Genomic DNA, 13,705 nt, shown 5'->3' on the forward strand with positions numbered 1-13,705 from the left:
TGGACGAGCGGCTCGGCAAGATCACCTTCTGGACGCTGTTCATCGGCTTCCACGGCACCTTCCTCGTCCAGCACTGGCTGGGCGCCGAGGGCATGTTGCGCCGAATCCCGGACTATCTGGCCGCCGACGGATTCACCACCCTGAACACCGTCTCCAGTATCTTCTCCTTCCTCCTCGGACTCTCCCTCCTGCCCTTTCTCTACAACGTCTGGAAGACCGCCAAATACGGAGAGAAGGTCACCGTCGACGACCCGTGGGGCTACGGCCGTTCGCTGGAGTGGGCGACGTCCTGCCCGCCGCCGCGGCACAACTTCCGCACCCTGCCGCGTATTCGCTCCGAATCCCCGGCGTTCGACCTCCATCACCCGGAGGTCTCACATGAGATCGAGGCCATGACGGATACCGGGAACACGCACGGCACCGAAATCGGAGCCCGCACATGAACGACCGAACACGGCGGGGCGGTGGAATGCGGAGCGGCGGAGGCACGGACATGGACCGGGCCATCAACGAAATCGAGGGATACCTCCTCTGGGAGGCGGAGAAGGACCGGACCCGCACCCGCGCGGACGCCTTCTGCGCCGGTCTGCCCTGGCTCACCGACAGCCAGCGGCAGGAAGTGGAACTCCGCTACTGCCAGGACCAGCGCGAGGCCTCGCGGGCCTATCTGGAGCGCATCGCGGTCCGCAGCGCCACCCTGCGGACCGAATACGAGAGTGTCTACCGGGCACTCCGGCGACGGCTGATCACCGCGTTCCTCAGCGGCACGCTGGCCGTGGTGGCGCTGGTGACCGTGGCGGCCGTCGGCCTGACCGCACGCTGAGCGGGCCCCGCGCGGTCCGCTCTCAGCCGGAGACGGTGATCTGGGACGCGGGGTCGGTGGCGTCACTCACCTGGTAGACGGCGTTGAACGTCGAGCTGGTCGCACTGGTCGGGCAGCCGAAGCCGCCGACCACCTTCACCGGCACCGCCGCGTTGGCGAAGGCGAGGGTGGACGGCGCGCCATTGGTCCAGGTGCCGTTCACCGTCGCCGCCGTGTTGGGGGCCGCGGTCACCGTGCAGGACGCCAGCCCGCTGGTCTTGAGCACGAAACCACCGGAGGGGATGGTCAGCCCGGCGGTCACCGGAGCCCCGTGCTGCATGGCCACGCCCCAGGTGCCGGTCGTGCTGACGGTCGCGCTGACGCCCGGCATGCTCGTCGTACAGGAGTCGTAGGTCGCCGGGGTCGTGGAACTGTTCACCGGCCCGGCTTCGTTGTGGTTGTCGGGCGCGGTCGGCACCTGGCCGTGGGAGGTCGAGACCGTACAGGTGACGGTCACCGAGCCGGCGGTGAAGGTGGCCTTGCCGCTGAGGGCGGCGGTGAAGCTGTGACCTGCCGGGGTCACGGTCGTGGCGGCCGGCGCCCCGCCGGGCTGCGCCGAGGCGGTGCCGGGCACGCCGATGGACAGTCCCAGTACCGCGGCGGCGGCGATCCCGGTGCCGACGGCACGTAATGCGCGCCTACGGGCCGTACGGCGTGCGGGGTGTGCGGTGAGCGCTGGGGTGTGTACGGGGAGCGCTGGGTTCGCGGGACGCGTGGGCGTCATCGTCATCTTGAGTTCCTTCCCGAGGGGGCGGGAGTGCGGGGGAGAGAAGGGAGAGGGGCAGAAGAGGGGAGAGCTGAGGGGGAGGGGGAGAAGCGGGAGAGAAAGCGAGGGAGTAGCGAGGGGCTCGATCAGGTGATCAGGGATCGACCGGGGCCCGACCAGGGATCGCTCGGGGCCCGACCAGGGCTTGATCGGGGCTCGTTCAGGGCTTGGGCAGGGTTCGTTCAGGGGCCGGTCGGGTGATCAGGACTCGACCGGGTCCGGCTCGCTGACGACCGGCTGCCAGGCGAAGATCATCGAACCGCCGAGGATCCCGATCACCGTGCCGATCAGAAAGCCGCCGAGGTTGGACATCACCAGCGCGGCCGCCGCACACAGGACGGTCAGTACGCCCGCGATCCCCCGGTAGTGCGGAGCGAACCACGCCGAAAGCCCCATCACGATCATCACCAGCCCCATCAGCACCGAGGGGATACCGGCGATGCCCTGTTGCAGCATGATCTTCAGTGGTGCCAGAGGGATGGCACAGATCTCGGCACCGGCGATGACGGCCGCCAGACCACCCCAGAAGGGCCGTCCCGTCCGCCAGCGCCGCCAGGTCAGAAGCATTCCTTCGTGCCCTTGGAGATCTTCATGCTCAGCCCGGAGAGCTTGAACGTCCCGGCGTTGGTGGCCCAGGCGGTCTGCCGCAGCTTGCTGATGCTGACGTCGTCGGCCTGTTGGGCGAAGAGATCCTGCAGGCCCTGGGCGCTGGCCGGTCCCTTGTCCAGAGTGGAGGCGTCCCGGCCGATCTCAATGTTGTGGAAGGACGCGTTCCCGGCGAGCTGGGTGGCGTCCACGAAGAGATTGGCCGCCTCGACGGGCTTGTTGCCCGTACCGGCATGGAGGTTGAGCGAGATGTCGCCGATGACGGGCAGGTGAGTGACCACCGACTGACAGAGATTGTTCAGTTGCGCCTTCCTGATGGCGGTGACCGCTACCGGGAGGAGGTCCCCCCTGGCGTTGGTGTCGATGCTGCCGTACTGGGCGAATCCCTCGCCCGTGAGGCTGTCCGCGGACACCTTGAACTGCTGTCCCGATACGGCGAACGAGGCCGCCAACGCCCCATTGGCCAGGGCGATGCCCAGCGCCGCCGTGCCGGCCAGGGCCGGGACGGACAGCACGGCGAACCTCCGCCAGCTGATGCGTCCCGTGACAGGTCTGCCGTCTGCGTCCTTCATGGTGTGAGTCCCCTTCGAAGAGCGTGGAGCGCACTGTCGCAACACGTGGGGGGAGTACGTAGCCGTGGTACCGCGCGGCGCCGGGCACGCGCGTGGGGCGCGGCCGGGCGGTGCGTGCATGGGGGAGGGTGTGCGTTACATGGGGGGAGGGTGCGCGGCTCTGTCCAACCCGCTGCGGTGTCTGCCGGACGGGCTGCGGCGAACCGCCGGGTTGAGTTCAGCGAACTGCCGAATTGTTACTGGCGAGTTGAATGTAAGTCCGCCCATGACAACTGGCAAGGTTGAGAGAGGAACGGGTTTTGGACATACCGCTGCACCCGCTAGTCGGCAATGACTACCGGGTGCAGCGAGTTCTCCTGGCCATGGCTCTCGTCGGCCTCGGCCTCGGCCTCGGCCTCGGCCTCGGCCTCGGCCTCCGGCCCCTTAGCCGTAATGAACCTGAAGCTCCTTCACGCCGTTGAGCCACGCCGAGCGCAGCCGCCGCGGATCGCCGGCCAGCGAGATGCCGGGCATGGTGTCCGCGATGGCGTTGAAGATCAGGTTGATCTCCAGGACGGCGAGGGACTTGCCGAGGCAGAAGTGCGGCCCGCCGCCCCCGAAGCCCAGATGCGGATTGGGGTCGCGGGTGATGTCGAAGACCTCGGGACGGTCGAAGACCTCCGGGTCGTTGTTGGCGGAGGAGTAGAAGATGCCGACCCGCTGGCCCTTCTTGATTTCCGCCCCGCCCAGTTCGGTGTCCTGGGTGGCGGTGCGCTGGAAGGAGACCACCGGCGTCGCCCAGCGCACGATCTCCTCGGCCGCCGTCGCGGGTCGCTCACGCCGGTAGAGCTCCCACTGGTCGGGGTGGGTGAGGAAGGCGTGCATCCCGTGGGTGATGGCGTTCCGTGTCGTCTCGTTGCCGGCCACGGCCAACAGCAGCACGAAGAACCCGAATTCGTCGGAGCCGAGATTCCCCTCGTGCTCGGCCGCCACCAGTTGGCTGACGATGTCCTTGGCCGGGCATTCCTTGCGCGCCGCGGCGAGGTTCATCGCGTACGAGATCAGCTCCATCGCCGCGTTGGCGCCGACCTCTTCGGTGATGGCCAGTTCCGGATCGTCGTAGGCGACCATCTTGTTCGACCAGTCGAAGATGCGGGCCCGGTCGTCCTGGGGGACGCCGATGAGTTCGGCGATGGCCTGGAGGGGGAGCTCGCAGGCGATGTCGGTGACGAAGTCCCCGGAGCCGCTCTCCCGTGCCGCGGCGACGATCCGGGCCGCCCGATGGCGCAGCGCCTCCTCCAGGGCGCGTATGGAGCGCGGGGTGAAACCCCGCTGCACTATCTGGCGGACCCTGGTGTGCTCGGGCGGGTCCATGTTCAGCATGATCAGCTTCTGTACGTCGATCTGGTCGCGGGTCATGGCCGCGTTGAAGCGGATGATCGAGGTGTTGAGGTTCGCGGAGAAGATCTCCGGCTTGGTGGAGACCTCCTTGACGTCCTGATGGCGGGTGACGACCCAGTAGCCGTCGTCGTCGAAGCCGGCGATGCCGTGCGGCTGGGCGTTCCACCACACGGGTGCGGTCTGCCGCAGCTGCGCGAACTCGGGGAGCGGAACGCGGGACTGGTAGACGTCGGGGTCGGTGAAGTCGAACCCCTCGGGCAGCGCTGGGCATGGCATCGGCGACTCCTGGTCCGTGGTTCCATCCGGGACTTCTGACGGCTCATCAGGTATGGGGTCGCGGTGAAGGTAGTAACGAGTTCTATAAGTGGCAAGGGTCGCGGCGACTCCTCTTGCAGACAAGGGGCTTGCATGCCTCTTGCGCCCCGGAGGGCGCCTCATAAGACTGTTTGTAGAACTAGAACGCGTACTAGTTCTTCTTCCGTGGGTCCGGGACGCCCGCGGACGCGAGGAGAGGACGAGTCAGTCATGGCCGCGGAACCCGTCATCGTCGAAGCCGTACGCACCCCCATCGGCAAGCGCCAGGGCGCGCTCGCCAACCTCCACCCCGCCTACCTCCTGGGGGAGACCTACCGCGAACTCCTCGCCCGTACGGGCATCCAGCCCGACTGCGTAGAACAGATCGTCGGCGGCACCGTCACGCACGCCGGTGAGCAGTCGATGAACCCGGCGCGCAACGCCTGGCTGACGATGGGCCTCCCGTACGAGACCGCGGCGACCACCGTGGACTGCCAGTGCGGCTCCTCCCAGCAGGCCAACCACATGGTCGCCAACATGATCGCGGCCGGCGTCATCGACATCGGCATCGGCTGCGGCGTCGAGGCGATGTCCCGGGTGCCGCTCGGCAGCGGCTCCAAGCACGGCCCCGGCAAGCCCTGGCCGGACGAGTGGAACGTCGATCTGCCTAACCAGTTCGAGGCGGCCGAACGCATCGCCCGCAACCGGGGGCTGACCCGCGAGAACGTCGATTCGCTCGGCCTGATCTCACAGGAACGCGCCGCCGTCGCCTGGTCCGAGGAGCGCTTCAAACGGGAGACGTTCGCCGTCCAGGTGCCCACCACGGAGGACGAACAGGCCGCCGGCCAGGGCATGTGGCGACTGGTCGACCGCGACGAGGGCCTGCGCGACACCAGCATGGAGGCGCTGGGCGGCCTCAAGCCCGTGATGCCGACCGCCGTCCACACGGCGGGCAACTCCTCGCAGATCTCCGACGGTGCCGCCGCGGTGATGTGGGCGTCCAAACGGATGGCCCGCGCCCTCAGGCTGAAGCCGCGGGCCCGCATCGTGGCCCAGGCGCTGGTCGGCGCCGATCCGCACTTCCATCTGGACGGCCCGATCGACGCCACCCGCGCGGTGCTCGGCAAGGCCGGTATGTCCCTCAAGGACATCGATCTGGTCGAGATCAACGAAGCCTTCGCCTCGGTCGTCCTCTCCTGGGCGCAGGTCTTCGAACAGGACCTGGAGAAGGTGAACGTCAACGGAGGCGCCATCGCCCTGGGGCACCCGGTCGGTGCCACCGGCGCCCGGCTCATCACCACCGCCCTCCACGAACTGGAGCGCAGGGACAAGGAATTCGCCCTGATCACGATGTGCGCGGGCGGGGCCCTGGCGACGGCGACGATCATTCAGCGGTTGTAGCCGCTTAGCCGCTTAGCGGCCGTATCGGCCTGTCCGCCTGGTCCTGCGGGTACGGCTGACAGCGGCGCCGCGGCCCGGCCGCACCTGCCGACTCCTTCCGGTGTGGTCGGTCGGACATTCCCAACCTGCGGTAAACCGCAGGTGAGTTGTGCGGAGAACCGCATTCTGCGGCGAGCGGGATCTCCGTACCGTCGAAGACATGACGAACAGCAGCCAGCAGCAATCACCGTTTCCACCGCATTCACCTGCGCCTTCAGCGCCAGTTTCACCTTCACCCGCGACTTCGCGTCCATCCACGCCTCCACGTTCACCCGGGCCTCCACGTTCACCCCGGCCTTCACGTTCACCCGGGCCTTCACGTTCCACTTCACCTTCGGCCTCGGCTCCCTCTGCGTCCGGCGTACGGGGCGCATCCGGCGGTCTGGCCATCGGCGCAGCCCTTCTGCTGACGGTGCTCACGGCGGCCCCGGCCCTCGCGAGACCGTCGGCCGTCGCACCGCGGCCGACGGCGGAGGCAACGGCTACGGTCGCGTCCCGCACCGCGCCCTGGCGCGGGACCCTCCTGTCCGTCACGTCCCTCGGTCGGCAGAGCAGGTCCGAGATCATCAGCCAGGCACAGAAGGCAGGCCTGGACACCGAGACCGCCCGGCACGGCGTCGCCGCATACCGCCTCACCTACCGCACGATCACCCCAGACGGCCGCCCCACCACCGCATCCGGCCTGCTGGCCCTGCCCCTCGGCGGGGGCCACCGGCACCTCCCGCCCGTGATCCACACCCATGGCACCCTCGCCTACCGGGGCTATGCGCCATCGGTCGCGCAAGGCCCCGACCGGGCGGTATCGGTGCTGTACGCCTCCGCCGGCCGCGCCGCCATCGCCCCCGACTACCTCGGCCTCGGCACGAGCCCGGGCCGCCACCCGTACATGGACGCCCGTTCCGCGGCCTCCGCATCCCTGGACATGCTCCGGGCGGCCCAGGCGGCCGCCCCGAAACTCGGCGCCGCCCTCGGCCGAACGGTGTCCATCACCGGCTTCTCACAGGGCGGTCAGGTCTCCATGGAGCTGGGCCGTGAGCTGGACCGGGGCGCCGACCCCCGGTTCCGCGTCGGGACGCTCGCCCCGGTCGGCGGACCGTACGACCTCGACGGCAGTGAACTGCCCGGCCTGTTCGACGGCCGCGTCAACCCACGGTCCGCCGTCTTCTACGTGACCTTCTTCCTCACCGCGCAGAACCGTCTGCACCCGCTCTACGACGACCCTGGCGAGGTGTTCCGCGCCCCCTATGCCGGCCGCGTCGAGGACCTCTTCGATGGCGACCACCCGGCGGAGGACATCGCCGGCAAGCTGCCCGACCGCCTCGAAGACCTGCTGACCGACACCTGGTACAAGAAGCTCCAGCACCCGTCCGGCGCCCTGCTGGAAGCCGTCGTCGCCAACGACCGCACCTGCGACTGGCGGCCCGGCCGGGGCGTACGGATAACCCTCTACACCGCGTCCGGCGACCGTGACATCCCGATAGCCAACTCGCGCAGCTGTGCACGGGAACTGGCGCGACACGGCGCTCGGGCGACGGTCGTCGACCAGGGCGCAGACGCCAACCACTACACCTCGTTCCTGCGCTCGATGCCCTCCATAGTCCGTTCCCTGCCGGTCGCCCGCGCCCGCTGAGCACGACCGGCACGAGCCGCGGACCAGCGGAAACGAGGCCCGGCGCCGGTCCTGGAAGGCCAGACCGATCGGCAGGGACCGGCAGGCGATCGGCAGGCGATCGCAGGGACCGGCAGGCGATCGCAGGGACTGGCAGGTGATCGCAGGGACCGGGCAGGTGGTTGTCAGGCGGTTGTCAGGTGGTTGGCAGGCGGGGTCAGGAGGTCGTCACGCGGCTTCTCGCGGTGGATCAGGGGTGAAGGAGACAGGGGCGTCGAAGGCGGCGCGGCGGGTGGCGCGGCGCAGGGCCTTGAGGACGGTGCCGCCCAAGGTGAAGGTGAGGATCACGGTGACCAGGGCTCGGGGGAGGTCCCAGCCGAGGGAGGTGGCAAGGCAGTAGGCGATATAGCGGGCGAGGTTCTGATCGAGGGGATCGCCCGGGACGAAGGAGACCCCCGAGGTCATGCCGGCGATATAGGGCCAGCCCTGGAGGTTCATGATGAGGCCGTAGAGGACCGCGGAGACCGCGCCGTAGGCGGCGAGCATGGCCAACTCGCGGCGGCCGCGCAGCCGGTCGGGCCCCGGCAGCAGGCCGGCGCCCATCGACACCCACCCCATCGTCAGCATCTGGAACGGCATCCACGGGCCGACTCCACCGGTCAGCAGCGCCGACGCGAACATCGCCACGGAACCCAGTACAAAGCCGAAGCCGGGCCCGAGCACCCGGCCTGCCAGCACCATCAGGAAGAACATCGGCTCGATGCCGGCCGTCCCCGCGCCCAGCGGACGCATCGCGGCCCCGGCCGCGGCCAGTACGCCGAGCATGGCGATGGCCTTGGCGTCCAGGCCGGAGTCGGCGATGGTCGCGACGACAACGGCGAGCAGCATGGGCAGCAGCGCGGCGAACAGCCAGGGCGCGTCCTTGGAATGGGCGAGCCCGGAGGCGGAGTCGGCGAGCAGCGGCCAGCCGAAGGCCATCACGCCGATGGCCGAGACCAGCGCCAGCGCGGCGATGGAACGGGGCCCGAGGCGTACGGCACGGGCCCCGCGGTTCAGGCGGCGGCCGGAGGCTGAGCGGGGGCCGGTGCCGTCCGGGAGCGGTGAGCGACGCGTACTCATCCGGCTCATCCGGTCGTCTCCGTCTCCAGAGCGCGGGCCACCTGAGGAACCGTCAGCCAGGGCAGTGGAGCGAGGACCTTCGCGACCTGTGGAGCAAAGGAAGGAGAGGACACGACAACCTCGTCGGTGGGACCGTCGGCGACGACCTCACCGTCCGCGAGGATCACGACGCGGTGCGCCAGTTCGGCGGCGAGTTCCACATCATGAGTGGCCAGGACGATGGCGTGGCCCTCGGCAGCCAGTGTGCGCAGTACTTCGACCAGGCGGGCCTTGGCGGCGTAGTCCAGGCCACGGGTGGGCTCGTCGAGGAGGAGCAGTGGAGGACGGGCGGTCAGTACGACGGCGAGGGCGAGCGCCAGGCGTTGGCCCTCGGAGAGATCACGGGGGTGGACGGAGTCCGGGACATCGGGCAGCAGTCGGGATACCAGGGCCCGGCAGCTGCCGGCGGGGGCGTCCGCGTCCTGGTCCGCCGCGGCGCACTCGGCGGCGACGGTGTCCGCGTAGAGGAGATCGCGGGGTTCCTGCGGCACCAGACCGACGTGCCGCAGAAGGGTGCGGGGACGGGTGCGGTGCGGAGTGGCGCCGCCCACGCTCACCGTCCCGGAGGACGGCTGGTGCATCCCGACGAGGGTGCCGAGGAGTGTGGACTTCCCCGCACCGTTGCGCCCCATCAGCGCAACGGTCTCACCGGCCCGGACGCTCAGGTCCACCTGGTACAGCGCATCGATCCGGCCCCGGCGGACACCCAGCCCGGAGACCGCCGCCACGACGGCACCGTCCCCGGCTTGTGCGCCAGAGCCGTCCGGGGTGCGCGGAGGCGGCGGGGTGACGCCCGTCAGGCGTTCGCGGAGAGGGGCGGCCTTGCGGCGGGCGTCGCGGACAGTGAGGGGGAGGGGGGACCAGTGGGCCAGGCGGCCGAGGGCCACTACCGGGGGATGGACGGAGGAGACGGACATGATGTCGGCGGGGGCGCCCATGAGGGGCGCGGCGCCGGGGGAGGGGAGGAGAATGACCTGGTCGGCGTATTGGACGACGCGCTCCAGGCGGTGTTCGGCCAGCAGGACGGTCGTGCCGAGGTCGTGGACCAGGCGCTGGAGTACGGAGAGCACCTCTTCGGCGGCGGCCGGGTCGAGGGCCGAGGTCGGCTCGTCGAGCACCAGCACCTTGGGGTGGGTGGTGAGGACCGAGCCGATCGCCACCCGTTGCATCTGGCCGCCCGAGAGGGTGGTGATGGCGCGGTCGCGCAGGTCGGCCAGGCCCAGCAGGTCCAGGGTTTCCTCGACGCGGCGGCGCATCACCTCGGGGGCGAGGCCGAGGGATTCCATACCGTAGGCGAGTTCGTCCTCGACGGTGTCGGTGACGAAGTGCGCCCGTGGGTCCTGGCCCACGGTGCCGACGACATCGGCGAGTTCGCGCGGCTTGTGGGTGCGGGTGTCGCGGCCGTCGACGGTGACGCGGCCGTGCAGGGTGCCGCCGGTGAAGTGGGGCACGAGTCCGCAGACGGCGTTCAGGACGGTGGACTTGCCGACGCCGGAGGGGCCGATCAGGAGGCACAGTTCGCCCTCGGGGATCGTCAGGTCGATGCCCTGGACGGCGGGCGCCGTGGCGTCGCCGTAGGTGACCGAGACCTGCTCGAACCGGATCACTGGGTCGGCTCCTTCTTGCGCGGATGGGGATCGTCGGAGTGCATGCGGCCCGCAGCACCGCCCTCAACGCGGCCCTCGCCGTGGGCGTCGCCATGACGGCCACCCCGCTCGGCGCCCCGCGGCCCGGCCCGGCGCCGTGCCCCCTCCGACGCCCGTGCCGCCGGCACCGGTGCCACCAGCGCCGGGAGCAGCCCCACCAGCACGGACGCCGCCGGCCAGAGCGGAAGTACGGGAGCCGTGAGAGGGACGGCCGGTGGGTGGAGGGCGGCCGTGGCGTAGGTGTTCGCGCAGATCATCAGGGCGGCCACGGCGATGCCGGAGCCTGCGACGAGCCAGGCCCGCAGGCCCCAGCGTTCGGGCCGGTAGCGGGTGCGCAGGGACCGGCGCCCGCCGAGCCACAGTCCGGCCAGGGCCGCGGCCAGCCCGGCGAGGAGCAGCGGCAGCCCGTAGCCGGCCCCGGTGTCGCCGAGCAGGCCGTAGGTGCCGGCGCAGATGCCGAGCAGACCGCCGAGGGTGAGGGCGGAGGTGGTGTGCCGTACGGCGCGCGGTACGCGCGCGCTGCGGCCGTAGCCGCGGGCGTCCATGGCCGAGGCCAGTGCCACCGAGCGCTCCAGCGCGCCCTCCAGCACCGGCAGGCCGACCTGGAGCAGTGCCTTGACGCCGCGGTCGGGCCGGCCGCGCAGCCGTCGGGCGGCGCGCAGCCGCTGGACGTCGGCGACCAGGTTCGGTGCGAAGGTCATGGCGACGACGACCGCCACGCCCGCCTCGTACAGCGCACCGGGCAGCGACTTCAGCAGCCGCGACGGGTTGGCCAGCGCGTTGGCGGCGCCGATGCAGATGAGGAGGGTGGCCAGCTTCAGCCCGTCGTAGAGCGCGAAGACCATGCCCTCCGCCGTGACCCGGCCGCCGATGCGGACGCCCTTCGCCCAGTCGGGCAGCGGTACTTCGGGCAGTGTCACCAGGGTGTGCGTCCCCGGGATGGGCGAGCCGAGCACGAAGGCGAAGACCAGCCGGATGGCGATCACGACCAGGCCGAGCCTGACGAACGCGCCGTGCGAGCGGGCCCAGGGCGCGTCCGTACGGCGTGCCGCGACGACATAGCCGGCCACTCCCACCAGCAGCCCGAGCAGCAACGGGTTGGTGGTACGGGAGGCCGCGGTGGCCAGGCCGAGCGCCCACAGCCACCAGGCGCCGGCGTGCAGCGCGGTGGTACGGGTCGCCTGCGGGGCGCTCATCCGCGCCGGCGGCGGGCCTGCCATACGGCCGCCGCGCCCAGTACGACGACGGCGCCGCCACCGACGAGCAGCCCGGCGGACGGCCCGCCGTCACCGGAGCCCGCGCTGCCCCCGTCGGCACCCCGCTCGCCGTTCCCTGCCGCGCCCGAAGCCGACGAGCCGGCGGAACCGGCGCCCTTCGACGCGTCCGCCCCCTTCGACCCGTCCTGCTCGCCCGACCCCTCCGAGCCGCTGAGCTGGTCCGCGCACCCCGACTTCGGGTATCCGGCGATGGCGCACAGCAGCGCGTTGGAGTCATAGCGCAGCGGCCGGGCGACCGCGGCCAGCGCCTCGCCCGCCGAGGCGTCCTCGGACACCTGGGCGCACTCCGTGCGGGCCTTCGGCGGCCGATCGCCGCGGGGCGCTTCGGCGGCGGTGCCGAAGTCGATGACGATGCCGATCCGCTTGCGGCCCTCCTTGGCGGGCGTATCGCGGCAGATCGCGTCGAAGTCGGCGGCCGCGCGCGGCTTGCCGGCCGCGGCGGAGTCGGCGCTGACGGTGAAGCGGAACCCCTCGACCGCGCCGTCCGCGGGCCGCGCGGTGCCCGGCCCCTGGGTGGCGTACGCCCAGGAGCCGCCGCTCTTGCCGTCCCAGAAGGACCAGTAGCGGTACTCCTGCGCCTGGGCCGGCCCGGCGGTCAGCCCGGTGACCGTGCCGGCCAGCAGCAGCGTGCCGGCGACCCTGCCCCACCGCATGAGTCGGCTACGCCGCATCAGCCGAATCCGCCGCATGCGCCCCATCAGAGCTCGTTCTTCTTCTTACGGCCGCTCAGCAGGAAGCCGATGCCGGCGCCGACGGCCAGCCCGACGCCGATGACCCACCACACGCTGATGCCGCCGTCGGTCTCCTCGGCGTCCTTGGTGTGCTCCGCCGACGGCTTCGCGGTACCGGCCGGCTTGGGCCCCGTCTTGTTCAGCGCGGCCACCAGGTCGGTGCCCCCGAAGGAGCGCGGGTCGGTGCCGGTGGCGTGCGCGGCGAGCACCAGCTGGGCGTAGGCGGCGGGGCCGCTCTGCTCGGCCCAGTCCGCCGCGTTCTTCTCCAGCCACTGCAGCGGCTTGTGGGCCGCGGCGCCGTGCGCCCCGGCCGCCAGCGCCACCACGGCATCGGCGGTGTTTCCGACATCGGGCTGCTTCTCCTGGCCCGGCATCGCGGAGAGCAGATGCTGCCCGTTCGCCTCCAGCTGGGCGACGAGGTAGGCGGCGCCGCCGTCCGCGGCCTGCTGCGGCTCGGCGGCCTTCGGCTGCTTGCTGTCCTTGCAGGTCAGCGGCTTGACGGGGGTGTCCGCACCCTTGTCGGCCGGCGCCACGACAAAGCCCTTGCCCAGTGCGCCGGTCACGGCGGCCGCGGTGGCGTCCGCGTTCGGCGCCGCGCCCTTGAGCTGGAAGGTGAACGCACCGCGCTCGCCCTCCTTCGGGGCGCAGCCCAGCTGGAAGGTGAGCAGCGCCTCGTAGGGGGTCTTGCCGCCCTTCTTCGAGGTGACCGACTCCGGCTTCTCACCGGCCGCCGTGAGCGCGCCGATGACGACGGAGGTGGAGTTGGCGTCGCTGGCCGAGCCGGCCATCGAGCTCCAGCCACCGTCCTCGTTCTGCACCGACTTCAGCCAGCTCACGGCCTTCTTGACGGTCTCGCCGTGCCCGCCGAGCGCGGCCAGCGCCTGTACGGCGGCGGCCGTCTGGTTGGTGTCCCGCATCGCCTTGGCATCGCAGGGCTTGGCCGGCTCGGCGCGGAAGGCGGTGAACGAGCCGTCCGCACACTGCTGGCCGACCAGCCAGTCCACGGCCGAGGCCGCCGGCCGTACACCGACCGTGTCCTGCGCCAGCAGCGCGAGCGACTGCCGCCACACACCGTCGTACTGCGGGTCCTTGGTGCCGTAGAGCCCGTCGGGCAGCTTCTTGGGGGACGCCGACGGGCCGGCCGCGGGGGTCGCGAACGCGGCCGGGGCCGCGGCCGCGCCCAGCACCGCCGCGGCCGCCAGCGCCATGGCGGCGCGGCGCGCCACCAAGGCGACGGAGTGCGTCGAAGGGGCCTGGGGAGCCATGGGGGCCATCGGGTCGGTGCCTCTCGGGTCGGGTCGCGGCGGTGGTACGCAGCCGCGCTCGGCCGACCGCCGGACGCCGATCCTGCGATCGGGCGCGGT

The 13,705-nt window shown here is 71.2% G+C and carries 14 protein-coding genes; 4 read left to right on the forward strand and 10 right to left on the reverse strand.

The features are described from left to right. Positions 1–443 (forward strand): cbb3-type cytochrome c oxidase subunit I (locus tag ACWD6P_RS19015; RefSeq protein WP_451445266.1); only part of this gene is annotated, 443 nt, incomplete at its 5' end. A 50-nt stretch (positions 444–493) separates the two neighbouring features. Then, positions 494–823 (forward strand): hypothetical protein, encoded by a 330-nt coding sequence (locus ACWD6P_RS19020; RefSeq protein ID WP_451445267.1) that lies wholly within the window; start codon positions 494–496, stop codon positions 821–823. A 22-nt stretch (positions 824–845) separates the two neighbouring features. Here the strand turns inward: ACWD6P_RS19020 and ACWD6P_RS19025 are convergent, their stop codons facing one another. The 4 genes from ACWD6P_RS19025 to ACWD6P_RS19040 all read right to left on the reverse strand — a co-directional run bounded on the left by ACWD6P_RS19025 (position 846) and on the right by ACWD6P_RS19040 (position 4,462). After that, positions 846–1,586, reverse strand: coding sequence for a hypothetical protein (locus tag ACWD6P_RS19025; RefSeq protein ID WP_451445343.1), 741 nt, complete (start codon positions 1,584–1,586; stop codon positions 846–848). A gap of 243 nt (positions 1,587–1,829) precedes the next feature. Next, positions 1,830–2,195, reverse strand: a complete 366-nt coding sequence (locus ACWD6P_RS19030; RefSeq protein WP_451445268.1) for a DUF6114 domain-containing protein — start codon at positions 2,193–2,195, stop codon at positions 1,830–1,832. Next, a complete protein-coding gene (locus ACWD6P_RS19035; RefSeq protein WP_451445269.1) occupies positions 2,186–2,806 on the reverse strand; it encodes a DUF6230 family protein in 621 nt (206 codons plus the stop codon). The genes ACWD6P_RS19030 and ACWD6P_RS19035 overlap by 10 nt, the downstream gene beginning before the upstream one ends. 423 nt (positions 2,807–3,229) lie before the next feature. Next, on the reverse strand, positions 3,230–4,462 hold the full coding sequence (locus tag ACWD6P_RS19040) for a cytochrome P450 (RefSeq protein WP_451445270.1): 1,233 nt from the start codon (positions 4,460–4,462) through the stop codon (positions 3,230–3,232). 249 nt (positions 4,463–4,711) lie between these two features. On the opposite strand from ACWD6P_RS19040, the gene ACWD6P_RS19045 reads away from it, so the two are divergent. Continuing rightward, positions 4,712–5,881 (forward strand): steroid 3-ketoacyl-CoA thiolase, encoded by a 1,170-nt coding sequence (locus tag ACWD6P_RS19045; RefSeq protein WP_451445271.1) that lies wholly within the window; start codon positions 4,712–4,714, stop codon positions 5,879–5,881. Here ACWD6P_RS19045 and ACWD6P_RS19050 read toward each other — a convergent pair. Then, on the reverse strand, positions 5,869–6,252 hold the full coding sequence (locus tag ACWD6P_RS19050; protein ID WP_451445272.1) for a hypothetical protein: 384 nt from the start codon (positions 6,250–6,252) through the stop codon (positions 5,869–5,871). The two genes, ACWD6P_RS19045 and ACWD6P_RS19050, sit on opposite strands and share 13 nt — an antisense overlap. A gap of 80 nt (positions 6,253–6,332) precedes the next feature. On the opposite strand from ACWD6P_RS19050, the gene ACWD6P_RS19055 reads away from it, so the two are divergent. Continuing rightward, the gene (locus ACWD6P_RS19055) at positions 6,333–7,550 is read left to right on the forward strand and encodes an alpha/beta hydrolase (RefSeq protein WP_451445273.1); all 1,218 of its coding nucleotides are present in this window, start codon (positions 6,333–6,335) and stop codon (positions 7,548–7,550) included. A 207-nt stretch (positions 7,551–7,757) separates the two neighbouring features. On the opposite strand, the gene ACWD6P_RS19060 is transcribed toward ACWD6P_RS19055, so the two are convergent. From ACWD6P_RS19060 to ACWD6P_RS19080, 5 genes are read right to left on the reverse strand one after another with little or no spacing between them, the layout of a single operon-like run. After that, positions 7,758–8,648 carry an ECF transporter S component gene (locus ACWD6P_RS19060; RefSeq protein WP_451445274.1) on the reverse strand — a complete coding sequence of 297 codons (891 nt, stop codon included), beginning with the start codon at positions 8,646–8,648 and terminating at the stop codon, positions 7,758–7,760. A gap of 5 nt (positions 8,649–8,653) precedes the next feature. Then, entirely contained in the window at positions 8,654–10,294 is a 1,641-nt protein-coding gene (locus ACWD6P_RS19065) for an ABC transporter ATP-binding protein (RefSeq protein ID WP_451445275.1), read from the reverse strand. Next, complete coding sequence (locus ACWD6P_RS19070) at positions 10,291–11,553, reverse strand: energy-coupling factor transporter transmembrane component T (RefSeq protein ID WP_451445276.1); 1,263 nt, start codon at positions 11,551–11,553, stop codon at positions 10,291–10,293. Before ACWD6P_RS19070 ends, ACWD6P_RS19065 begins: the two co-directional genes overlap by 4 nt. Continuing rightward, positions 11,526–12,263: an SCO2322 family protein gene (locus tag ACWD6P_RS19075; protein WP_451445344.1), complete on the reverse strand. Its 738-nt coding sequence runs from the start codon at positions 12,261–12,263 to the stop codon at positions 11,526–11,528. Before ACWD6P_RS19075 ends, ACWD6P_RS19070 begins: the two co-directional genes overlap by 28 nt. Positions 12,264–12,307: 44 nt before the next feature. After that, a complete protein-coding gene (locus tag ACWD6P_RS19080; protein ID WP_451445277.1) occupies positions 12,308–13,615 on the reverse strand; it encodes a prenyltransferase/squalene oxidase repeat-containing protein in 1,308 nt (435 codons plus the stop codon). Positions 13,616–13,705: the final 90 nt, after the last annotated feature.

The sequence above is a fragment of the Streptomyces sp. NPDC002446 genome (genome assembly GCF_053595675.1).